Source organism: Nitrosomonas nitrosa (assembly GCF_003051105.1).
In the GTDB taxonomy this organism is placed as follows: Bacteria; Pseudomonadota; Gammaproteobacteria; order Burkholderiales; family Nitrosomonadaceae; genus Nitrosomonas; species Nitrosomonas nitrosa.
On the sequence record NZ_QAOO01000006.1, the window covers coordinates 145,906 to 167,990 of the forward strand.

At 44.0% G+C, this 22,085-nt stretch carries 17 protein-coding genes and 2 tRNA genes; 16 read left to right on the forward strand and 3 right to left on the reverse strand.

All coding sequences use genetic code 11. The features are described from left to right. Positions 1-286 precede the first annotated feature (286 nt). From lolB to ychF, 7 genes are all read left to right on the forward strand, one after another. Positions 287-925 (forward strand): lipoprotein insertase outer membrane protein LolB, encoded by a 639-nt coding sequence (lolB, locus tag C8R30_RS04880; RefSeq protein ID WP_177182359.1) that lies wholly within the window; start codon positions 287-289, stop codon positions 923-925. A 43-nt stretch (positions 926-968) separates the two neighbouring features. Beyond that, the gene (gene ispE / locus C8R30_RS04885) at positions 969-1,811 is read left to right on the forward strand and encodes a 4-(cytidine 5'-diphospho)-2-C-methyl-D-erythritol kinase (protein WP_107783386.1); all 843 of its coding nucleotides are present in this window, start codon (positions 969-971) and stop codon (positions 1,809-1,811) included. 6 nt (positions 1,812-1,817) lie between these two features. Then, positions 1,818-1,892, forward strand: a tRNA-Gln gene (locus C8R30_RS04890). 155 nt (positions 1,893-2,047) lie between these two features. Beyond that, a complete protein-coding gene (locus C8R30_RS04895) occupies positions 2,048-2,998 on the forward strand; it encodes a ribose-phosphate pyrophosphokinase (RefSeq protein WP_090671464.1) in 951 nt (316 codons plus the stop codon). Positions 2,999-3,067: 69 nt separating this feature from the next. Continuing rightward, positions 3,068-3,676, forward strand: a complete 609-nt coding sequence (locus tag C8R30_RS04900) for a 50S ribosomal protein L25/general stress protein Ctc (RefSeq protein ID WP_090671467.1) — start codon at positions 3,068-3,070, stop codon at positions 3,674-3,676. Between the two features lie 137 nt (positions 3,677-3,813). Beyond that, the gene (pth, locus tag C8R30_RS04905; protein WP_090671469.1) at positions 3,814-4,392 is read left to right on the forward strand and encodes an aminoacyl-tRNA hydrolase; all 579 of its coding nucleotides are present in this window, start codon (positions 3,814-3,816) and stop codon (positions 4,390-4,392) included. 61 nt (positions 4,393-4,453) lie between these two features. Continuing rightward, positions 4,454-5,545, forward strand: coding sequence for a redox-regulated ATPase YchF (gene ychF, locus C8R30_RS04910; RefSeq protein ID WP_090671472.1), 1,092 nt, complete (start codon positions 4,454-4,456; stop codon positions 5,543-5,545). Positions 5,546-5,628: 83 nt separating this feature from the next. Here ychF and C8R30_RS04915 read toward each other — a convergent pair whose 3' ends face one another. From C8R30_RS04915 to dapF, 3 genes are all read right to left on the reverse strand, one after another. Continuing rightward, the gene (locus C8R30_RS04915) at positions 5,629-6,375 is read right to left on the reverse strand and encodes a DUF2490 domain-containing protein (protein ID WP_090671475.1); all 747 of its coding nucleotides are present in this window, start codon (positions 6,373-6,375) and stop codon (positions 5,629-5,631) included. Between the two features lie 426 nt (positions 6,376-6,801). Then, positions 6,802-8,511: an ABC transporter ATP-binding protein gene (locus C8R30_RS04920; protein WP_090671478.1), complete on the reverse strand. Its 1,710-nt coding sequence runs from the start codon at positions 8,509-8,511 to the stop codon at positions 6,802-6,804. A 384-nt stretch (positions 8,512-8,895) separates the two neighbouring features. Further along, positions 8,896-9,753: a diaminopimelate epimerase gene (gene dapF, locus C8R30_RS04925; protein WP_090671480.1), complete on the reverse strand. Its 858-nt coding sequence runs from the start codon at positions 9,751-9,753 to the stop codon at positions 8,896-8,898. Between the two features lie 278 nt (positions 9,754-10,031). On the opposite strand from dapF, the gene C8R30_RS04930 reads away from it, so the two are divergent. The 9 genes from C8R30_RS04930 to C8R30_RS04970 all read left to right on the forward strand — a co-directional run bounded on the left by C8R30_RS04930 (position 10,032) and on the right by C8R30_RS04970 (position 22,015). Beyond that, positions 10,032-10,106: transfer RNA gene (locus C8R30_RS04930), tRNA-Val, on the forward strand. A 182-nt stretch (positions 10,107-10,288) separates the two neighbouring features. Next, entirely contained in the window at positions 10,289-11,065 is a 777-nt protein-coding gene (locus tag C8R30_RS04935) for a S1 family peptidase (RefSeq protein ID WP_090671487.1), read from the forward strand. A 225-nt stretch (positions 11,066-11,290) separates the two neighbouring features. Continuing rightward, positions 11,291-12,628: a TIGR03013 family XrtA/PEP-CTERM system glycosyltransferase gene (locus C8R30_RS04940; protein ID WP_181257822.1), complete on the forward strand. Its 1,338-nt coding sequence runs from the start codon at positions 11,291-11,293 to the stop codon at positions 12,626-12,628. Positions 12,629-12,652: 24 nt separating this feature from the next. After that, the gene (prsK, locus tag C8R30_RS04945) at positions 12,653-14,734 is read left to right on the forward strand and encodes an XrtA/PEP-CTERM system histidine kinase PrsK (RefSeq protein ID WP_090672587.1); all 2,082 of its coding nucleotides are present in this window, start codon (positions 12,653-12,655) and stop codon (positions 14,732-14,734) included. A gap of 174 nt (positions 14,735-14,908) precedes the next feature. Then, on the forward strand, positions 14,909-16,267 hold the full coding sequence (gene prsR, locus C8R30_RS04950; RefSeq protein WP_090672584.1) for a PEP-CTERM-box response regulator transcription factor: 1,359 nt from the start codon (positions 14,909-14,911) through the stop codon (positions 16,265-16,267). Between the two features lie 33 nt (positions 16,268-16,300). After that, the gene (locus tag C8R30_RS04955) at positions 16,301-17,878 is read left to right on the forward strand and encodes an acyl-CoA ligase (AMP-forming), exosortase A system-associated (RefSeq protein WP_090672582.1); all 1,578 of its coding nucleotides are present in this window, start codon (positions 16,301-16,303) and stop codon (positions 17,876-17,878) included. Continuing rightward, positions 17,875-19,119, forward strand: a complete 1,245-nt coding sequence (locus tag C8R30_RS04960) for a pyridoxal-dependent decarboxylase, exosortase A system-associated (RefSeq protein ID WP_090672578.1) — start codon at positions 17,875-17,877, stop codon at positions 19,117-19,119. Before C8R30_RS04955 ends, C8R30_RS04960 begins: the two co-directional genes overlap by 4 nt. A gap of 150 nt (positions 19,120-19,269) precedes the next feature. Beyond that, positions 19,270-21,123: an asparagine synthetase B family protein gene (locus C8R30_RS04965; RefSeq protein WP_090672575.1), complete on the forward strand. Its 1,854-nt coding sequence runs from the start codon at positions 19,270-19,272 to the stop codon at positions 21,121-21,123. Between the two features lie 430 nt (positions 21,124-21,553). Then, positions 21,554-22,015: a PEP-CTERM/exosortase system-associated acyltransferase gene (locus C8R30_RS04970; protein WP_107789673.1), complete on the forward strand. Its 462-nt coding sequence runs from the start codon at positions 21,554-21,556 to the stop codon at positions 22,013-22,015. Positions 22,016-22,085: the final 70 nt, after the last annotated feature.

Below are 22,085 nucleotides of genomic sequence, written 5' to 3' on the forward strand. Positions count from 1 at the left end.
TATTCCCTAATTTGTCTTGTCCGTTGGAGTGAGGAGTATGTGTTGTATAATGCCACAGACAGCAAACAGCGTGTTGTCGGTTATGGCTTCTCGTTATAAGAGTTGGTCATGCAGAATCTTTTACTTCGCGCTCAAATGGGACCAGTACGCGCTACACTCTATCCGATGGTGATTTCTAGGAGGCTGTCCGAAAATAGGTTGATCTACGCCGGACAGCCTCCTAGATAGTGAATGCTGTCCTATCTTTTCAATTCTGTTAGCAAGCAACGTAGGTTGGATTCCATTGGTGAATGTTGTTATCAATAATCATAGGTTGGTTGCTTTATGGCGACTATTCTTCTGTGTGCTTCCAATATTTGCGGGTTGCGCTGCGTTGGAAAAAAGAGAAGCTGTCGTCACTACCCTTATTATTCGCCCGACTGAAGACGCGGCGAGTACAGAGGCGACTAATTTTAGCTTGATTGGGCGAGTTCTCGTCAAGACGGACAGGCAGGGGTTTTCTGGAGGAGTACATTGGCAGCATAGTGATATTAGTGATGAGATCCTACTTTTTTCTCCGTTAGGACAGACAGTTGCTCAGATTAATCGTGATCTGGAAGGAGTAAGACTGATTACATCTGAGCAAAAAGCTTATCATGCAGCTAGTGTGGAAGATTTGACGGAAGAAGTGTTAGGTTGGCGTTTACCGTTGGCAGGGTTGCAATTTTGGATCTTGGGTACACATTCCCCGCTGACTTTTTCTGAGATAGATTTGGATAAAAATGGCCGCACAGTGGCAATTAGGCAGGATGGCTGGCAAATTGTTTTTTTAGATTATTTTTCTCAACAAACTACAAAGGATCGTTATTTTCCAAGAGTAATGGAGCTTAGTCGAATCGATTTGAAATTCAGATTGGTCATCGATAATTGGAAAGTCGAAGATTAGTATTTTTTGGAATCTTGAGAACATACAACGAACCGACAAAATCATGCAAACTTATCCTGCGCCCGCCAAACTTAATTTATTTTTACACGTGACTGGGCAAAGAGAGGATGGTTATCATCTGCTACAAACGGTTTTTAGATTTCTAGATTTTTCAGATCGACTTAGCTTTGTTTTAAGAGAGGATGCCGTTGTTAAGTTGCATACTCCAATTGCGGATGTGCCTGTAGAGAAAAACTTGTGTATTCGGGCTGCGCGTTTGTTACAGCAGAAAAGCAACACCCCTATGGGCGTAGAAATTTCGCTTGAAAAACATATTCCAATGGGAGGCGGATTAGGTGGAGGTAGCTCGGATGCAGCAACGACTTTGTTGGTGCTTAACCGATTATGGCATCTGAATTATAGCAAGAAAGAATTGATAGAATTGGGGCTGCAATTGGGGGCAGACGTACCTGTATTCATTTTTGGTGAAAATGCATTTGCCGAAGGCATTGGAGAGCAACTTACCTCAATCGATCTGCCACCGGCATGGTATTTAGTGTTGATACCATCGGTGCATGTGTCGACAGCAGAGATTTTTTCAAGTAGGGAATTGACACGAAATACAATTCCTATCACAATACCGCCCTTTTCCATCTGGCAGGGACGTAATGATCTTGAATCGGTGGTTTGCCGGATGTATCCTGTTGTGGCAAGATATCTTGCTTGGCTTAAGCAGCAGAAGGATGCCAGTTTGGTTGCCATGAGCGGATCGGGTGGATGTGTATTTGCTGAATTTGCGAATGAACAGACCGCTAGAAATGCATTTCAGCAGCTACCTGATGGTATGAGGGGTTTTGTTGCAGCAGGATTAGCTTATCATCCATTACGAAATTTTTTGGAAGAGTAATGAATTTGGGGAGTCGCCAAGCGGTAAGGCACCGGATTTTGATTCCGGCATTCGTAGGTTCGATTCCTACCTCCCCAGCCAGTATCAATTCAAGGAACAACAAGATCAATTTGAGTAATTTGATTCTTGACCGCAGGGCAGCACATAAAATTACCATGATTTAGCAAGCTTTCAATGGCCAGAATAAGTGTCTGTGTTACCCAGTTACCTAATTAGACAAAGCGAAGGATAGCCTCATGTCTTACGATAGCTTAATGGTGTTTACGGGTACAGCCAATCCGCAACTTGCGCTGGATGTAGTCAAGTATCTTAATATTCATCTGGGACGAGCGACAGTAGCTCGCTTCAGCGATGGTGAGATCATGGTTGAGATTCTTGAAAATGTACGTGGTAAGGATGTATTCGTGTTGCAATCCACATGTGCGCCGACCAATGATAGTTTGATGGAAATATTGGTGATTGTGGATGCATTGAAACGGGCTTCGGCAGGACGGGTTACAGCAGCGATCCCTTATTTTGGCTATGCGCGGCAAGATAGAAGGCCACGCTCGGCACGCGTACCGATTACAGCCAAAGTGATTGCCAATATGCTTACGTCCGTGGGAGTCGATCGCTTGCTGACAATGGATTTGCATTCGGATCAAATTCAAGGGTTCTTTGATATTCCTGTAGATAACATTTATGGCATGCCGATCTTACTCGGCGATATCTGGAAGCATAATTATCAGGATTTGATCGTAGTATCTCCCGATGTCGGAGGCGTTGTTCGTGCAAGACATTTGGCTAAGCGTCTAGAATGTGATCTGGCGATTATTGATAAGAGGCGCCCTAAACCAAATGAATCGAAGGTTATGAATATCATTGGTGAAGTGGAAGGGCGAACCTGTGTCATTATCGATGACATGGTGGATACGGCCAATACCTTGTGTGAGGCTGCCAAGGCCTTAAAAGAAGAAGGTGCAGTGAGTGTTGTGGCTTATTCCACGCATGCGGTTTTGTCAGGCAGGGCCGTTGAACGTATTGCAAATTCGCATCTCGATAAACTGGTTGTGACAGATACTATTCCACTTCGGCAGGACGCTAAAATGTGTGAACGTATTTGTCAATTGAGTGTGGCGAATTTATTGGGCGAGACCATGCTGCGAATAAGCAATGAGAGCTCGTTGAGCTCTTTGTTTATGGAGTAAATGGAAGTTATTTTCGATTTATTTTTTTGATTTATCTGGTCGCGGATAAATCTTGTTCGGGAGGATTAAATGCAGATTGAAATTGATGCAAATAAACGTAAATTGCAGGGAAAGGGTGCGAGCCGCCGCCTGCGTGCAGTAGGTAAGGTGCCGGGCGTAGTGTATGGTGGAGAGGGCGCCGCGCAATCCATAGAATTGGATCATAATAATCTATTTCATAAGCTTAGGTTGGAAGCGTTCCATGCGTCGGTTTTGTCGTTAAGCGTTGATGGTATTAAGGAACAAGTATTATTGCGCGACGTGCAGATGCATCCGTATAAACCGCAAGTGCTTCATGTTGATTTTCAGCGTATTGATAAGAACAAGAAGATACACATGAAAGTGCCTTTACACTTCATTAACGCTGATGTCTCGCCCGGAGTGAAGCTTTCGGGTGGAACGATAAGTCATGTGTTGACCGAAGTAGATGTATTGTGCTTGCCTAAAGATCTGCCTGAATTCATCACGGTTGACTTATCGGAAATGACTGCTGGCAGTACTTTGCATTTGAGTGACCTTAAAATGCCGGAAAATGTAGAGATTTCCTCGTTGGTTAAGGGGGGTGACGATTTGCCGGTGGCTACTATTGTCGTTCAAAGAACAGGCTCGGCGGAAGAAAGTGCGGAAGGCGCCCAATAAACACTACCTCGGCAAAATGGATCAGCGATACAGCAGTATCAATGTACTGCTGTATTTCTTCTTGCAAGATTAAAAATTGAACAAAGTGACACCTAAGCAGGCTATTCGCTGGGTGTAACATTCGAAACAAGCATGCAATGAAACTCATCGTAGGACTCGGCAATCCTGGAGAGAAATATGCGGCGACTCGCCATAATGTTGGGTTCCACTGGATAAGTCGATTGGCGGAAGAACTGAATGTCCAATTCAAATCAGAGAGTAAGTTTCATGGTTTGTGTACGGTAGCGACGCAGGCTAATGAACAAATATGGTTGCTTAAACCGCAAACATATATGAATGCAAGTGGTATGGCAGTGGCAGCGATAGCGCGTTTTTATAAAATCACACCTGAACAGATGCTCGTTATACATGATGAGCTGGATTTGCCACCTGGTGCTGCAAAATTGAAATTCAGTGGAGGTGCGGGTGGTCATAATGGCCTCAAGGATATTATCGCGCACCTCGCTACCCAAGATTTCTGGCGCCTGAGAATTGGGATAGGTCATCCAGGAAATAAACATGCTGTTGTGGATTATGTATTGCATCCACCCAAACAAGATGAGGCTAGTTTGATTGATGAAGCTATTCAACGGAGCCTTACGATTTGGCCGCTTATTATCAGTGGCGATTACACGGCTGCAATGCATAAATTGCATACTAAACCGAGAGCGCTGTAACGTTCTATTTCTTGATTGGTGAATTTTCATACCTTTTCCAGTACTCAACGAGAACTAAATTATGAGCCTGAAATGTGGCATTGTTGGCCTGCCAAACGTCGGTAAATCGACGCTTTTTAATGCGCTGACGAAAGCAGGGATCGCTGCTGAGAATTATCCATTTTGCACGATCGATCCTAATGTGGGTGTTGTGGAAGTGCCCGATCAACGGCTCAAGGCATTGAGTGAGATTGTAAATCCTCTGAAAATTCAGCCGGCTATCGTGGAGTTTGTCGATATTGCGGGCCTTGTAGCGGGTGCATCAAAAGGGGAAGGACTAGGCAATAAATTTCTTGCAAATATCCGTGAAACAGACGGTATTGTTCATATGGTACGTTGTTTTGATAATGACAACGTGGTTCATGTGGCAGGTAGAATCGACCCCATCTCAGATATCGAGGTGATCCACACAGAACTTGCACTTGCAGATCTAGCCACAGTCGAAAAAGCGTTGCAGAGAGAAGCCAAGGTTGCTAAGTCGGGCAATAAAGAGAGTATCCGCATTATGGCAGTGCTAGAAAAATTACATACTCACCTTGATCAGGGTTTGCCCGCACGCAGCTTAATTTTAGAGAAGGAACAGCAACCCCTCTTAAAATCGCTTTGCCTGTTGACGGCCAAGCCTACTATTTATGTGGCTAACGTTGCGGATAATGGTTTTGATAATAACCCGCTATTGCAAAGTGTGCATGACTATGCTGCGCGAGAAGGCTCACCCGTTGTGGCCATTTGCGCATCGCTTGAAGCAGAGATCGCAGATTTATCTGACGAAGACAAACAAGTTTTTTTGGCTGATATTCATCTGGATGAGCCCGGTTTGAATCGCTTGATTCGCGCGGCATATCACCTGCTCGGACTGCAAACTTATTTTACTGCAGGTGTTAAGGAAGTAAGAGCATGGACGATACATAAAGGGTATACCGCACCTCAGGCAGCCGGTGTGATCCATACAGATTTTGAACGCGGTTTTATTCGTGCTGAAGTCATTTCATATGATGATTTCATTGCATACCGCGGTGAGCAAGGTGCAAAAGAAGCAGGAAAAATGCGCCTTGAAGGAAAGGAATATATTGTCAGCGATGGGGATATAATCCACTTCCGCTTTAATGTATAGCCTTTATTTTTGATAGATCGATTCGTGAGTTTATCTCTCAGGAGCCTAAAATATTCTGGCTCCTGAGGCAGATAAAGAGCTTCCTAAAAATTTAAAAACACATTGACGCCTACAATGTGAATCATCTGATCAGGGCGTGCATTATGAGGCCTGTTGATGTATTGGTTCAGATAGCCAACCTCACCTGTTACGGTCGGGTTAAATTTCCAAGCTAACCCTACGAACCCACGGTTCTGATCGAAGCCATTAGTAATCCAACCTTTGTGCGGCGTATTCATCGCAATGAATATCTCGTCTTGTACGATAAAACTAAGCTTTGGAGAGATAAAGGGCATAGGGATCGCCAGTTTTATTAATTGGCGGAATCGGTAGGCTACATCATTTGGACCGGGATCTGGTACCATCTGGTCAAAAAAACGCTGTTCAAAGCGGCTGCGCCATGAGAATTTACCAAACGATAACTCCTCATTCCAAGTAACTTGCTGCCATAGTCGATGCTCGTCATAAGGGTGCCTGCCGGAGATGGGTTCAGCTGTTGGGGCCCATGCGTAGCCGGCCCAGATGGTTACTTTGTCGTTGATCGCATAGCCTATACCGGGACGTATCAAAGACTGAGTAAATTGTGTGGAATCATTACCAAAACGCCCTTGCCCTTCAAGCCAAAGCCTCCAATTTTTCAAATTTTCGTTACCTGTTACGTTACCCAAATTGATATTGGCCATAACTTGGCCCCAAGTTTGAAAATCTGACGCAACCTCTTCCGCTATGACAGGAGGTGATAACAAGCCAAAGGCAGCAATTGCCGTAAAAAGTTTTAATTTTTTGATCATATATTTTCCCTTGAATTGATAGAAGTCTTAAGTTTATTGCGTATTTAAAAAGCGAGATACACCCTATCTGAACAACTCCTTAAAGTGGTCAGATAAGTCTCGTCTCGCAGTTTTCGATTTGACTACTAAATCAGATAATGCTTTTTAAACATAATGCTATGGATAAATAGCCTACCACAGTAGATGTCAAGAAAATGTCAAGAAAGTATTTGAAGTGATGTGATTGGGTTGATTGACGTAAAAGACAGATCGTGCTTGCTATATGCTTAACATTGATTATCGCGTGGGTTTAAATTGCCAGAGGAGTGGGTTACAGCATGTGGGAAGGGAAGAGTGTGCTTAATAAGGGTCACCTGGAGAGAGGATGACAAGTTCATCGTTTTATTCGTAAATCTTATGAGTATATTTAACAGAGTTTTTATTAATTTATTCAGTGGCTTGCAAATTTATTTTATGTGTCAGCAGCTCTGCCTGTCCATTGGAAAGAATAAAGACGCGATCCGCTGCGTTGATAACAGCGGGTTGGTGTGACACTGCCACAATGGTGTAATCTTGTGTCAGTTGCTGTAAGGTTTGGCAAATTGTTTTCTCACTTTCGGGATCGAGTGCGCTGGTCGGTTCATCGAGCAGTAGCAGTGAGGGTTGATGTGCGAGCGCACGCGCAATCGCTATACGTTGTCGCTGGCCGCCAGAAAGCATACCACCGCGTTCACCTACTACTGTTTGTAACCCATCGGGAAAACTACTGACAAAATTCCACGCACCTGCTTGCCGCAACGCGCGTTCTGCATCAGCGTAGCTAAGCGAGGGCGCACCAACGAGAACGTTATTAAGAATGGTATCATGGAGCAGTACCGTATCTTGAGAAACGTAGCCAATGAGATGACGCCATTGACGGAGATCAATGTTATGAAGTGCGACGCCGTCGATGAGGATTTCGCCAGATTTTGGCTCAGCCAGTCCGCATAATAAATCAAGTAGTGTGCTCTTGCCTACACCGGAAGAGCCAATTACCGCTGTAAATGATTTGACAGGGATATCAATATTGAGATCTTTGAAAATAGATTTTCGGTCATAATCAAAAGCGATATGGCGCAGACTAATACCTTGTTGAAGTGTGGGTTGTAGTGTGCCGGATGTTCTTTCTGCCGCGGCGCGGGCTTCATCAGCCGCCGTACGGAGCGCCCAGTAAGCGCTTTCTTGAACAGTCAATTGTTGGTAACGGCGCTGGGTTTTATTGAGCAACCCAAGGATACGTGTTAATAAGAATACCATCACCATCACTTCCGGTAAGGAGAGATTCCAAACTACGAGAGCGAGGTACAGCCCGCTGGCTGTCAGTGCTGCGAGTATCGGCTCCTGTAAAGCAAGCAATGCGGCTCTACTAATCACTTCTTTGCGCGTGGCTTTTTCGAGTTGCAATGATTGGTCATGCAAAATAGCATCGGCGACATTATCCCGCGCCATAGCCTTTAATGACTTTACTGAACCCAGCACATCAGATAAGTAGCTCAATAAATGACGGAGCAGATGGGTTTGCTTGGTCCCCGCCCGACGCGTGGCCCGTACGAGTCGATGCAGGACGATAAACAAGATGACACCAATAAGGAGCGAAGCGACGGTTGCTTGCCAGGATATAAATAAGGCAACAATCACATGTACGAGTACCTGGACGGATAATGCGAGTACATTGACGCTGTGCTCAAAGCCATTGGCTGCGCGGTATGCTTCTGTGGCCACCGAATTGGCTAGTGCGCCAACAGGCTGGCGCAAATAATATTGCCAGCGACTGGCCAAAAGCGCTTCAATTAGATTTAAGCGCAATGTTGTTGCAACGTGTGCAACGGTATAACCAACCTGCCGGTTTGTGAGTAGCAGGATCGCGCCTTTAATAAACATGCCACCCACGATGATTAACAAGATAGTATCGATAGTTGGTTCGACACCGATAAGTTGGAGGTTTTGTACCATGAAACGTCCGATACTAGACTCATCCGTTTCCCCAACTGCAACTGAAAGAAGGGGTAATAACGCAGTCAAACTGAGCGCTTCAGCAACACCTGCAAGTAGCAACGCAACTAGCACAAAGGCACTGCGTCGTGGGAAAACCATAATATAGGTAATGAGTGTGCGCATGACGATTTTCTGTTTTACCTATCAGGTGAAATTGACCACTGATTAACTAAAAAAACAAGTAATTGGAAGAGTTGAGCTTGATTTGCCGGATATCTTTATTGATTTGTCCGAAATAATTTACTGGCAATGACGAATGCTAAGTAGCGCAGAATATTAATTTTTAGCAATAACAGTTGTTAACGGTCACGGACTCGCGAGGGACTTTCCAATATATTTTACGTTATTATTTCGTAATAGTAATTTGTTTCTCCAATCTTTACTTGTAATTTTCTTTTGATTTCTGAGTGATCACCAAGTGAATGTATGAAATAGCCGGGTTACGTGCTAATGAAATAGAAATGAGAGAAATAAAAATATAAAAAAAGCAGGCAAAACTTTTCTTTTCTACAATGAAGTAGATGTGTGTTCCCCAGATGGTAGTCCGATTGTTCCTTCAAAAACTGTAGTGGCTGGTCCTGTCATTAAGACGGGTTGCTTTTCTCCATTCCACTGTATCCTTAAATCACCACCGCGTGTACTGACTGTTACGTCAGAAGCAAGTAGACCCCGTTCTATGCCGCAAACCACTGCGGCGCAAGCGCCTGTGCCACATGCAAAGGTTTCACCTGCACCGCGCTCATAAACTCGCAATTTAATGTGGTGGCGGTCTATGATTTGCATGAAACCAGCATTTACACGTTGAGGAAAGCGCGGATGTGACTCGATTTGTGCGCCCATAGTTCCTACCGACGCATCCTCAATACTAGGTACGATCATGACAGCATGCGGGTTGCCCATAGAGACTGCGCTAATTTCCATTTGCTCGCCATTAATATCGAGAAGATAGATCGAAGAACGTTTATCTGCGATAAAGGGAATATCTGATGGGTTGAAGCGTGGTATTCCCATATTGACAGTCACATCAAGATTCGATTCCAGCTTTGGAAAAATTAAACCACTGGCCGTTTCGATGCAGATTTCTTTTTTTTTGCTTAGCCCGTGATCGTGAACAAAGCGTACGAAACAGCGTGCGCCATTTCCACATTGTTCTACTTCACTGCCATCAGCATTGAAAATTCGGTAACGAAAATCCGCATTACTGCTCGCTTTTTCAACTATTAGCACTTGATCGCAACCGACTCCAAAATGTCGATCTGCCAGGAAACGAATATTTTCACGAGTCAGGGATATCGATTGATTGATAGCATCAATGACGATGAAATCATTGCCGAGGCCGTGCATTTTAGTGAATTTAAATTGCATATTGTTTTTTGCTGCTTAGGTTTGGTAAGAAAATAACACGGATTGCACTATCATTTATAGCTGATCACCGACGCGATGTCTTTATAATTAATTCAGTCCGATAGGATTGATTTTTAGGGATGAGAAATTTCAAAATTATTTGAATCAAATTCCTGAGTGATCATCAGGTGAATTTATGAAATAGCCGGGCTAAAAGTATACTTTTTTCGCATTCTAAGATGAGTAATGTGTACATTGACCGCTATATTTGTATTGTGTTCTAATCCATTTGTTTTATAAGGCGGTTAACTCAGCGGTAGAGTGTCACCTTCACACGGTGGAAGTCATTGGTTCGATTCCAGTACCGCCTACCAGTAGAATAATCTCATATACTCTCTGATATTTTGATTTCATCTCTTCTTGATCTGGGATTCGTGCCTGTGTGACTGATGCTATAGTATTGAGTAAATGGTAGCTTGGCAATAATCAATAATTTGACATAAGCAAAAGCATATCTATGAAGCGCATTTGTAGTCCTGAGTTATTTTGGTGGGTGATGAGTAAAAAAACGATGTGGGGTAATTTCATTGTTGGGATTGGAATATTCTGTTTTTCCCAACTTGGCTTCGCCGATCTCGTTACAACGATTGAACAGATCAAGCCATCGATTGTGGGTGTAGGAACGTTTCAAAAGATGCGTTCACCCTCAGTCAACTTTCTAGGAACTGGTTTTGTTGTAAACAATGGACGGTATGTCGTGACCAATGCCCATGTTGTACCTGAGTCATTGGATTCGGCTAGGAATGAAGCGCTCATCGTGCTTACCGGTAAGGGTGATAAACCAGAGCTTAGAAATGCTACAATTTCAGCTCTCGATAAAGAGCACGATCTAGTTTTACTTCAAATTGAGGGTACACCCTTGCCCGCATTGAAGCTAGGCGATGCAGAGTCGATTCGTGAAGGACAAGCTTTGGCATTTACCGGGTTTCCGATAGGCATGGTACTGGGTTTTTATCCGGTGACCCATCGAACCATTATTTCTTCTATCACACCGATTATTTTGCCGGTGCATAATGTTAAACAGCTTGATCCCGCCAAAATTAGGCAACTGCAGAGAACGACCTTTAAAGTATTTCAACTCGACGGAACGGCTTATCCAGGCAGCAGTGGTAGTCCGCTGTATGATCCGGATACTGGGGAAGTATACGGTGTTGTAAATATGGTGTTCGTTAAAGGGAAGAAAGAGTCAGCACTCAGTAATCCAAGTGGCATTAGCTATGCGATACCGGGCAATTTCATTCGAGACTTATTAAATCGAAATCAACATGAATGAAGCTATTTTGGGCGCCACACATTTTACGCATTAATCGATTAGTATAAAAAACGGCCGGTTTATCGATGATTGGAATTTTCACAGTTAAGGTAATATCGATCAAATATAAAAGTTCATATCAGTCGAAATTCTATTGTTTAAACGATCTTAACCGGGGTATGCGTTTTGATTCGCGTTTATAATCACTATATCTCTAGATTTACCATATTACTTGTTGGTATCGAGATGTGCTTGCTAATGAGCATTTTTTTTGTGGGGGCAGGTATTCGCTTCCTATATCTCGACACTCCCTTCACGGAGCTACTTTCTTCTCAGCTTCCTGGTGCTATCACATTTACTTTCATCATGATTGGATGCATGGCTGCAATGGGAATGTACCAGCTAGATTCAAAATTGGATCTTGAGTCTACATTGTTGCGCTTAATGCCCTCTTTGGCGTTGGGTTTCGCAATTATGACCCTGATTTTTTACCTATTCCCAGATCTTTATCTTGGCCGTGGCTTGTTGGCAATCGTGATATTGCTTGCATTGTTATTGATTCTGATTACACGAATGGTTTTTTTTCGTTGGCCAGGATTAGAAGTTTTTCGGTCACGGGCGATTGTGCTTGGAACAGGAAGTGGGGCAGTAGAATTATTGAATTTAACAGAAGATAGCTCGATCTTACGTAATCTTAATATTGTTGGTTTTGTTCCTTTTTACGGGGAGGATCGCCGTGTGCCTGCTTCTGTCGTGCTGCCTAAACAGAGTTCTTTGGCGTCTCTAGTGAATCAGTATGACGCGAGTGAAATCATTATCGCGACACAAGAGCGCCGGGGAGGAGGATTCCCAATTCAGGAGCTATTGGAATGTAAGATGCATGGGGTAAAAGTAACCGATGTGGCGACTTTTTTTGAGCGTGAGCGTGGTTATATTCGGATGGATTCTCTATATCCAAGCTGGTTAGTGTTCGGTGGGGGGTTTGATCAGAGTTTTTTTAGAACCACAGTTAAACGTATGTTTGATTTGTTTGCAAGCTTACTTATTCTACTTGTTTCGTTGCCCGTTATCTTGCTAACGATAGTGCTGATCTTAATTGAAGATGGTCGGCCAATTTTTTATCGACAGGAAAGAGTCGGTAAAGGAGGCAAGACTTTTATGGTAATTAAGTTTCGCAGCATGCGAAACAACGCAGAAAAAGAAGGCCTGCCCCAATGGGCAGCAACAAACGATCCCCGTATCACTCGATTAGGTAAAATTATACGTAAGTTGAGGATAGATGAGTTGCCTCAAATCATCAATGTGCTAAAGGGAGAAATGAGTCTGGTGGGGCCGCGCCCTGAAAGACCTTATTTCGTTGATATGCTGACAGCAAAGGTGCCCTACTACAATGTGCGGCATAGTGTCAAGCCCGGGATAACAGGGTGGGCTCAGGTGCGTTATCCGTATGGTTCTTCGGTAGAAGATGCGATCGAGAAACTCCAATATGATCTATATTATGTGAAAAATCACAGTCTTTTTCTTGATCTCATCATTCTCATCGATACCGTGAGCGTGGTTCTTTTGGGTAAAGGTGGGCGGTAATATTCTGGCAGTTGCCAGGAGTTTATGGTGACTCTATTCGTTGCAGCCAGCTATATTTCTGCTGCGATAGCTTATTTTTTCTTATTTTTTCTGTTGCTGACCAGTTGGCGTGGACGTCTTTATGGTTTGCTATTGGCTATTGCCTGCTTACTCTCAGCATTCTGGGCGGCGGCCATCGCGAGCCAGTCACACTGGGGTTACCCTTCGGTATTCGTTATAGAAATCCTGGAGATATTGCGCAATGGTGGATGGTCTGTTTTTCTAATAACATTACTCGGGCCATTTCAGCATAGAGACAATCCCTCTGCGCCTTATCGAATGAGAAGGTCAGTCCTCATCATTGGACTGGTTTATCTCGTTTTTTTGAGTATTGCCATTTTTTATAGCGATCAACTCAAGCTTGAGTTTGCGACTTCAGGTCGGTTTGCTTTTTCTAGTGGGTTTTTTTCAAGCGTGATCATGGCTTTGATTGGCATGATTCTTGTCGAGCAGTATTACAGAAACACCTCTCGCGAGCAACGCTGGGGTATCAAATTTATTTGTCTTGGTATAGGCGGGCTATTTGTCTACGATTTTTACTTGTACAGCGATGCATTGCTATTTAAGAAAATAAACATGGATATATGGATTGCGCGGGGATGGGTTAATACCCTGATTGTTCCCTTGATAGCGCTTTCGGCCGCACGTAATCCGAAGTGGTCTGTGGGCATCGCTTTGTCACGGCATATTCTGTTTTATTCTTCTGCCTTGTTTGGGGCGGCAATTTATCTGCTTGTAATGGCTGCCGTTGGTTATTATCTCAGGCTTTTCGGTGGGACATGGGGGACGGTTCTACAATTGACGTTCTTATTCGGTGCCGTCGTCCTGCTGATTATATTGCTCTTTTCTGGAACGACCCGTTCCTGGCTCAAGGTATTTATTAGTAAGCATTTTTATAGCTATAACTATGATTACCGTGAAGAATGGCTGCGATTTACACGTACCCTCTCCGAAGGAGAACTCGAGTTGAGATCGCGAGCGATCAAGGCGCTGGCTCAATTAGTAGAAAGCCCAGCGGGGGGATTGTGGTTTAAGCAGGAAAATGGAAACTACAGCCCGACTGCGGGATGGAATATTACACCTCCAAATAATGCCGTTGTGGCAAAGGGGAGCGAGTTTTGTCTCTTCTTAGAGGAGAAGGCATGGGTTATTGATTTGCAAGAATACGCATCAGAACCGGTGAAATATTCTACGCTTATATTACCTCCCTGGTTGCCCGCCATTCCAAAAGCGCAATTGGTCGTACCGCTGATTCTGCATCATGAATTGCTTGGATTCGTCGTGTTAATTGAACCCAGAAGCGCAATTAACTTGAATTGGGAGGTAAGGGATTTGCTGAAAGTTGCGGGTACTCAGGCGGCCAGTTATCTCGTGCAGGATGAAACAGCCAGTGCGCTTTCGATAGCGCGTCAGTTCGAATCTTTTAGCCGTATGTCGACGTTTGTCGTGCATGATATCAAGAATCTGATTTTTCAATTATCTTTGATGCTCTCGAATGCTGAAAAGCATAAGGATAAGCCGGAATTCCAGAAGGATATGATTGAGACAGTAGCGCTCTCTATCAACAAAATGAAACGATTGCTTGAAAAGCTGAGTAGTGGCAATCAAGCGGAAAAGCCCGAGGTTTTTTACCTGGATAAGCTGTTGTGGCAGATTGTAGAGAGAAAAAACATCAATGAGCCGAAACCTGTGTTGGAAGTGTTTGACCCCGGCTTGATTGTGAAAGCGGATTACTCTCGTCTTGAAAGGGTAATTGGCCACCTTATCCAGAATGCAATTGAGGCAACGCCAAAAGGGGGCCAAATTTGGGTGCGCCTGTTAAAAAAAGACCACTCTGCTGTGATAGAGATCGAAGATACAGGGCATGGCATGAGTGAACAATTTATTCAAGAGAAACTATTTAAACCCTTTGAATCAACCAAAACTGCCGGTATGGGTATCGGTGTTTTTGAAAGTAAAGAGTATATTAATGAGCTTGGAGGGCAGCTTGCAGTTGATAGTCAGGTGTCAGTTGGCACTACATTCGCTATAAGTTTGCCAATTTATCAAAAGAGCTTGCGAAATTAGAGGAAAGTTAATACGTATCGCTTGAATTCAATCAAGTTTCTTAGCCATATTTGTAGATCGCGGGCTGACTGGGTTTGATATGATACGCAAATGAGTGTTTCCAACAATACTTGTTATCAATATAACTTTCTGTTTTGTTCAATAATAATCTGGTAACCGGATCGGGATATAGAAATGAAAGCAAGTGAAGATCCCAAAAAATTACTCGTGATCGAAGATGATCCTGGCTTGCAGAAACAGTTACGCTGGAGTTTCGACAATTATGATGTGTATGTTGCCGCGGATCGAGAAAGCGCGCTTGCGCAAGTTCGCAGGTATGAGCCGGCTGTGGTGACAATGGATCTTGGGTTACCGCCTGATCCAGATGGTGCATCGGAAGGATTGGCAACCTTGCAGCAGATACTTGCTCTTGCGCCAGACACAAAAGTAATCGTGTTAACGGGAAATCAGAATCATGCAAATGCGCTCAAGGCAATTGAGTTAGGCGCTTATGATTTTCATCAAAAACCTTACGATCCGCAAATGCTGGGTTTAATTGTTGACAGAGCGTTTTATTTGCATAGTTTGCAACGTGAAAACCGTAATATGCAGTTGACTCATTGGGATTCTCCGATTTCAGGCATTATTACACGTGATCCCGACATGATTAAAATGTGTCGCAATATTGAAAGGGTTGCGACATCGGATGTGACAGTCATGTTGCTTGGTGAAAGCGGTACAGGGAAAGAAGTGCTGGCGCGCGCGTTACACCAGATGAGTGACCGAAAGGAAGGGCGTTTTGTCGCGATAAATTGTGCCGCAATTCCTGAAAATTTGCTGGAAAGTGAATTGTTTGGCTACGAAAAAGGTGCTTTTACCGGCGCGGTGAAACAAACGCCTGGCAAGATTGAGTCGGCTAAAGGGGGCACTTTCTTTCTTGATGAGGTAGGTGATTTGCCTTTCCAATTGCAGGCAAAGCTACTCCGATTTCTTCAGGAAAGAGTGATTGAGCGGATTGGTGGACGGGATGAAATACCGGTAGACGTACGTGTTGTCTGTGCAACCCATCAGAATCTGAAAAAGTTGATTGAAGAAGGCCGCTTTCGCGAAGATCTGTTTTATCGGTTAGGTGAGATTGTTATTAAAATTCCGCCGTTACGAAGTCGAATAGGCGACGCTATTTTATTGGCGCATCATTTTAAAAATAAGTTTTGTGCGAAAGAGGCGCGGCAATCAATGAGTTTCAACCAAGAAGCGTTGGCTGCTATTGAAGCTCATCAGTGGCCAGGTAATGTTCGTGAAATGGAAAATTGCATAAAGCGTGCTGTGATTATGGCCGAAGGTCCTCAAATCACTGCGAGCGACTTGGGGCTGCAAGATTCCGAAATACCGATGGAACCGATGAATCTGCGAGAGGTGCGCGATAGAGAGGAATGCAAGGCGCTAGTAAGGGCGCTTGCAAAAGTGGATGGCAATATTGCAAAAGCGGCGGAACTGCTAGGGGTAAGTCGACCGACTCTGTATGATTTGATGAATCGGCATGGCTTAAAGTAATCAATTCTAACTTTTTATAAAATTTTTTTAAAAATGCCTCACTTATTTCATGAGCTGATTTTTAATACTGCCAATCGTGGTATAGATAATGATGCGCTCGTTTATCAAGGCAATCGGTTAAGTTACACAGCTTTGGCGCATGAAGTCGAGCTTGTGGCAAGCGCATTGCTGGCTTGCGGATTAGAAAGAAGCGAGCGCCTCGCAGTTTATCTTGAAAAAAGGTTCGAAACAGTGACAGCTCTGTTCGGCACTTCTGCCGCGGGTGGCGTCTTTGTTCCAATCAACCCTCTGTTTAAAGCTGAGCAAGTTGCGTATATCCTTAAAGATTGCAATGTCAGAGTATTGGTGACATCTATTGATCGTCTGAATTTATTGGTATCGGTATTACCTGAATGCCATGATCTTCGTACTGTCATCTGCGTGGGCGCGACCGATAATCTGCCGGCCATCGAGGGGGTGCATATCCTGTCCTGGGCAGAAGCAACAGCGATCAGGGGATCTCGGATTGCAAATCGTTGCATAGACAATGACATGGCTGCAATTCTATATACATCAGGTAGCACGGGTAAACCTAAGGGAGTTGTGCTTTCCCATCGCAATCTAGTCACTGGGGCAAAGAGTGTTTCCCAGTACCTGGGAAATAATCAATACGATCGGATACTTTCTGTGCTCCCTCTTAGTTTTGACTATGGATTGAGCCAACTGACAACCGCTTTCTATGTTGGTGCAACCAGTGTTTTAATGAATTATTTGCTACCACGCGATATTATTAATGAGATCATACAAGAAAAAATCAGTGGTTTAGCTGCTGTTCCGCCATTGTGGATTCAGCTTGCGCAGTTAAACTGGGATCAAGTATCTACACTCCGCTATATTACGAATTCAGGAGGTGCCATGCCTCGTGCAACGCTTGATCAACTGCGCCGCGTCCTTCCCAAAACCAGCGTATTTCTTATGTATGGTTTAACCGAAGCGTTTCGCTCCACTTTTTTGCCACCTGAAGAAGTGGATAGACGTCCGGATTCCATCGGTAAAGCAATACCCAATGTCGAAGTGCTCGTTTTGCGTGAAGATGGCTCTCACTGTGCGCCTGGTGAGCCAGGCGAATTAGTGCATCGAGGACCATTGGTTTCCATGGGTTATTGGAATGACGCCGAGAAAACTTCTCAAAGCTTCAGAGCGCTTACTCCTCGCCAATCAGGCTTAACCATTCCTGAGATGGCAGTGTGGTCAGGTGATACCGTTCGCATGGATGAGGATGGATTCTTGTATTTTATAGGCCGCCGCGATGACATGATCAAAACATCGGGTTATCGGGTTAGTCCTACTGAGATCGAAGAAATCATTTATTCGACAGAATATGTCGCGGAAACAGCGGCCTTTGGTGTGCCGCATCCGGTACTGGGGCAGGCAATCGTCGTAGTGGCAATGCCTCTCAATGGAATAGAGTTAGATTCGGAGAAATTGATGTCAGCCTGTAAACATCATTTACCTGCTTTTATGGTACCCAGCCTGATAAAGTTACAACAAGATCCCTTGCCGCGCAACCCTAACGGTAAAATTGATCGTAAGCGTTTAGCCCAAGAACTGCAACACACTTTTACATCATGAGAAACCCATCGGCCACGCGTCCGCAACATGCGCTCATGACGCAATTTCCGGTTCTTGACCACTGCTTGCAGATTGGGGGTATTCCTTTGTCGCGACTGGCAGAGCGCGTTGGTCGAACCCCTTTTTATGCTTATGATAGGCAATTGATTACTGAACGTATTAGTTTGTTGCGTCGTGCGTTGCCTGAAGAGATTTACATCCACTATGCAATGAAAGCTAACCCAATGCCTGCTGTTGTTCAGCATCTGGCGCATCTTGTTGACGGTATAGATGTTGCCTCTGCTGGGGAGCTGAAAGTTGCACTTGATACCGTGATGCCTCCCGAAAAAATTAGTTTTGCGGGTCCTGGCAAGACCGAACTCGAGCTGTCTTGTGCCGTTGCTGCCGGTATTGTTATTAATGTCGAATCTGAAAAAGAATTGGATCGTATCGCAGCACTCGCAAAGCAAATGGGTATTTGCCCTAAAGTCGCTGTTCGAGTGAACCCTGATTTTGAACTTAAATCTTCTGGTATGAAAATGGGAGGGGGCGCAAAGCAGTTTGGTGTTGATGTGGAGCGTGTACCTGCAATGCTCGCTAGAATAGAGAAGCTTGGATTAAACTTCGAGGGGCTGCATATTTTCAGCGGCTCACAGAATCTTAAAGTGGATGCTATCCAAGACGCGCACGAAAAAACATTACAATTGGGCTTAAGGCTAGCGCAAAACTTGGACCACCCCATTCCAGTATTGAATATGGGAGGGGGTTTCGGTGTTCCTTATTTCCCGGGCGAAACGCCACTGGATGTGGCTGCGGTGGGGAACAATTTGCAGCAGTTGATTTCAGATTTCAAACATAAGCTGCCTAACACTCGTTTCGTGATTGAGCTGGGACGCTTTATCGTTGCTGAAGCCGGTGTTTACGTATGCCGAGTACTTGATAAAAAACTGTCACGTGGACAGATATTTTTAGTAACAGATGGCGGCTTGCACCATCATTTGGCGGCTTCCGGTAATTTTGGTCAGGTGATTCGAAAAAATTATCCAGTGACCATAGGCAATAAAGTTGGGATCTCTGCGACAGAGGCCGTGTCGGTAGTCGGACCATTATGCACGCCACTCGATTTACTTGCTGATCAGATGGAGTTACCTAAGGCAGAAATCGGTGACCTTGTCGTCATTTTCCAATCTGGCGCCTATGGTTTGACGGCGAGCCCAACCGCCTTCCTTAGCCACCCTGCTCCAATAGAAGTACTAGTCTGATTCTGCTGGCTATTTAGCCTAATTGCGCTAATCGTTTTCTGAGCCTTATTTAGGGAGGCGTGGTGTGCTTTGGGTATCGATTTTGAATTTTGCCGGGAATAGTCAGAGTTGACCTTTTATCTTCGATAATCATTAATAAAGGAAAGCAATATGAGTGGATTGTGCGGATGGATCGGGTATGGTGGTGCTGATGATCAGATTCAGCCTATTATTGAACGGATGACCATGCCGCTTATTCGATTCGATGGTAGCCCTGCCCAATCTTTAATCGGAAATCGAGTTGCACTAGCGCTTGCGGCGAGCAACCGATATGCACATACATACCGGAAAGAGGGTTTGTTCGTTGGTTTATGGGGTTATGCTAAGTTCAGTAACACCAGCGTCGAGCTGAATCGGCTTGTAGGTAGGGAAGGCATCGCGAAAGTGATAGCGGATCAGTGGCCGTTAAAAAGAGAAGCCGTATTAGCGGATCTTTCAGGTGAATTTGTTTGCTGTATCTTAAATGATCATTTGCAAGAAGCGGTGCTGGCAGTTGACCGGATGGGTACGCGGCCGCTTTATTATCAGCAGTCACAGCAGGTTTTGTTGTTCGGGTCATCAGCAGATAGCATTGTCATGCATCCCTTCGGGGTGTCAGAAGTCGATCCACAGGGTTTGTATAGTTATGTCTTTTTTCACATGATCCCTGGACCAGATACGATATATCTTGGCCAAAAGCGTTTGCTTCCGGGTGAATATCTGATCTATAGGAACGGACGTATCGAGGTCAAGAAATACTGGCAGGTGCAATTCAAAGAAAAAGAGAAAAGACCTTTTGCCGAACTGAAGGAAGAGTTTTTAGCTTTGCTACACTCAAGTATACGCGAGACGGTGGAAGGCCAGAAAGTAGGTACTTTTCTGAGCGGTGGCACCGATAGCTCGACGATTGCGGGCATACTCAGTCAGGTAAGTGGTCAGCCGGCTAAAACGTACTCTATCGGATTCGAGGCGGCTGGTTATGATGAAATGGGGTACGCGCGCATTGCTGCGCAGCATTTTGCAACGCAGCATCATGAATATTATGTGACACCCGAAGACGTTGTGGCTGCCATTCCACAAATTGCGAGTATCTTTGATCAGCCCTTTGGCAATGCATCAGCCATACCGGCTTTTTATTGTGCGCAAATGGCTAAAGCGGATGGCCTCGATAAATTGCTCGGTGGTGACGGGGGTGACGAGTTGTTTGGTGGCAACGAACGATATGCAAAACAATATATATTTTCATTTTACGAAAAGCTGCCCTTGGTTTTGCGGGAGAAATTCATTACGCCACTTACACTAAAGGTCCCAGCGAATATTGTCCCCGGGATCATAAGAAAAATGCGTAGTTATGTTGAGCAAGCCACGGTGCCGATGCCCGAGCGCATGGAGACTTATAATCTGTTGATACGCTATCACCCTGAGAATGTTTTTACGGGCGAATTCTTAGCTAGCATCGATGCAGCTTATCCTTTGACGTTACTACGTAAGATTTACTATCAAACGCATGCGGACAGCTTAGTAAATCGCATGCTTGCTTCTGATTGGAAGTTTACGCTGGCAGATAATGATTTACCTAAAGTGATCAAGGCATGTGAGTTAGCGGGGATGAATGTCGCATTTCCTCTGCTAAATAGTGAGATGGTGGATTTTTCTGCTCATCTTGAGCCGCAGCTTAAACTCAAAGGAACCAAACTGCGCTATTTCTTTAAAGAGGCATTGCGTGGTTTTTTGCCCGACGAAATTATAGCCAAAAAGAAACATGGTTTTGGCCTTCCAGTTGGTATATGGCTACAGCAGCACAAAACGCTGCAGGCGCAGGCCGCAGATAGCTTGAATGATTTGAGATCTCGTAAAATCGTTAGGCCTGATTTTATTGATAAATTGCTTGGGCAGCATTTGCATGAGCATCCAAGCTACCATGGAACAATGGTATGGTTGTTAATGATGATGGAATATTGGTACAAACAGCGAGTAAGTTGTTAAGCTTGAATTGTAGAGAGTATTTTATGCCAATTAATTCTTTTGCTCGATTATTTTTTTACTAAATATATATTTTTTCATGATTTCATGATATTTTCTAAATAGATGTATCGTATTCTGGCGGCAAGATAATTGATAATAAAAACAAAGATATTTTTGTATTTCCGTTATACACGATAAGTGGGATGATTTAGATGAAGTAGGCAAGGTTGTGTACGCTTTCTTTGTCTTATTTTTTAACCTGATACTTTGAGCACTACAAAAGCTAACACACGTTTCTAGGTTTTTAGCGAATACTGATTATTTTGAAATTGAAGGTAAACCTCAAATCAGTTCATTGATTTGGGGGACGCATTGATCTGTAAAATAAAGGCTCTTAATTTCTAACCATATTGTCGGGAAATTTTAATCAACTCGCTTGCCAAGGATTATCATGAATGATATTGCTGCAGCATTTCATGAGTACTTTGAGATTGTAACTGCTGATACGCCAGAATTGAGAAAAGAAGTTTTTAGCTTGCGATATCGAATACTCTGTGTAAAGGAATGTATATCAGGATTTGAAGCAGAAAAATATCCCGATGAATTGGAAAGGGATGAATATGATGATCATTCAATCCATCTGCTTTTAAAGCATAAAGCATCAGACTCATTTATAGGTACGGCACGTTTAATATTATCCGATATCTCTAGTAAGAATGGGAAGTTTCCTGTAGAGCTACATACGCAATTTTATCCAATGTACTCAAATATGAGTGTAGATCGGCAGCATACCGTTGAGATTTCCCGATTCGCGATCTTGAGCGATTTTTTTAGACGAAAAGATGATCTTAATTTGACGGTAGGCAAGGTAGCCAAACAACCTAACATCACGGTAAATTTGTTCTCCTCTTGAGTTAATCAAAGCGACCGAGTGCGTGTTGAGTTAGAAGTCATACGAAGGTAGTCGAAGACCAGTCGGGTAT

Bases quoted from the DNA above. Each gene is read 5' to 3' on its own strand.
- ispE (WP_107783386.1), top strand. From the start codon at position 969: ATGCAAACTTATCCTGCGCCCGCCAAACTTAATTTATTTTTACACGTG.
- C8R30_RS04955 (WP_090672582.1), top strand. From the start codon at position 16,301: ATGCCTCACTTATTTCATGAGCTGATTTTTAATACTGCCAATCGTGGT.
- C8R30_RS04970 (WP_107789673.1), top strand. From the start codon at position 21,554: ATGAATGATATTGCTGCAGCATTTCATGAGTACTTTGAGATTGTAACT.
- prsK (WP_090672587.1), top strand. From the start codon at position 12,653: ATGGTGACTCTATTCGTTGCAGCCAGCTATATTTCTGCTGCGATAGCT.
- dapF (WP_090671480.1), bottom strand. From the start codon at position 9,753: ATGCAATTTAAATTCACTAAAATGCACGGCCTCGGCAATGATTTCATC.
- prsR (WP_090672584.1), top strand. From the start codon at position 14,909: ATGAAAGCAAGTGAAGATCCCAAAAAATTACTCGTGATCGAAGATGAT.
- C8R30_RS04900 (WP_090671467.1), top strand. From the start codon at position 3,068: ATGCAGATTGAAATTGATGCAAATAAACGTAAATTGCAGGGAAAGGGT.
- C8R30_RS04935 (WP_090671487.1), top strand. From the start codon at position 10,289: ATGAGTAAAAAAACGATGTGGGGTAATTTCATTGTTGGGATTGGAATA.
- C8R30_RS04915 (WP_090671475.1), bottom strand. From the start codon at position 6,375: ATGATCAAAAAATTAAAACTTTTTACGGCAATTGCTGCCTTTGGCTTG.
- C8R30_RS04895 (WP_090671464.1), top strand. From the start codon at position 2,048: ATGTCTTACGATAGCTTAATGGTGTTTACGGGTACAGCCAATCCGCAA.
- C8R30_RS04960 (WP_090672578.1), top strand. From the start codon at position 17,875: ATGAGAAACCCATCGGCCACGCGTCCGCAACATGCGCTCATGACGCAA.
- C8R30_RS04920 (WP_090671478.1), bottom strand. From the start codon at position 8,511: ATGCGCACACTCATTACCTATATTATGGTTTTCCCACGACGCAGTGCC.
- pth (WP_090671469.1), top strand. From the start codon at position 3,814: ATGAAACTCATCGTAGGACTCGGCAATCCTGGAGAGAAATATGCGGCG.
- C8R30_RS04965 (WP_090672575.1), top strand. From the start codon at position 19,270: ATGAGTGGATTGTGCGGATGGATCGGGTATGGTGGTGCTGATGATCAG.
- ychF (WP_090671472.1), top strand. From the start codon at position 4,454: ATGAGCCTGAAATGTGGCATTGTTGGCCTGCCAAACGTCGGTAAATCG.
- C8R30_RS04940 (WP_181257822.1), top strand. From the start codon at position 11,291: ATGTGCTTGCTAATGAGCATTTTTTTTGTGGGGGCAGGTATTCGCTTC.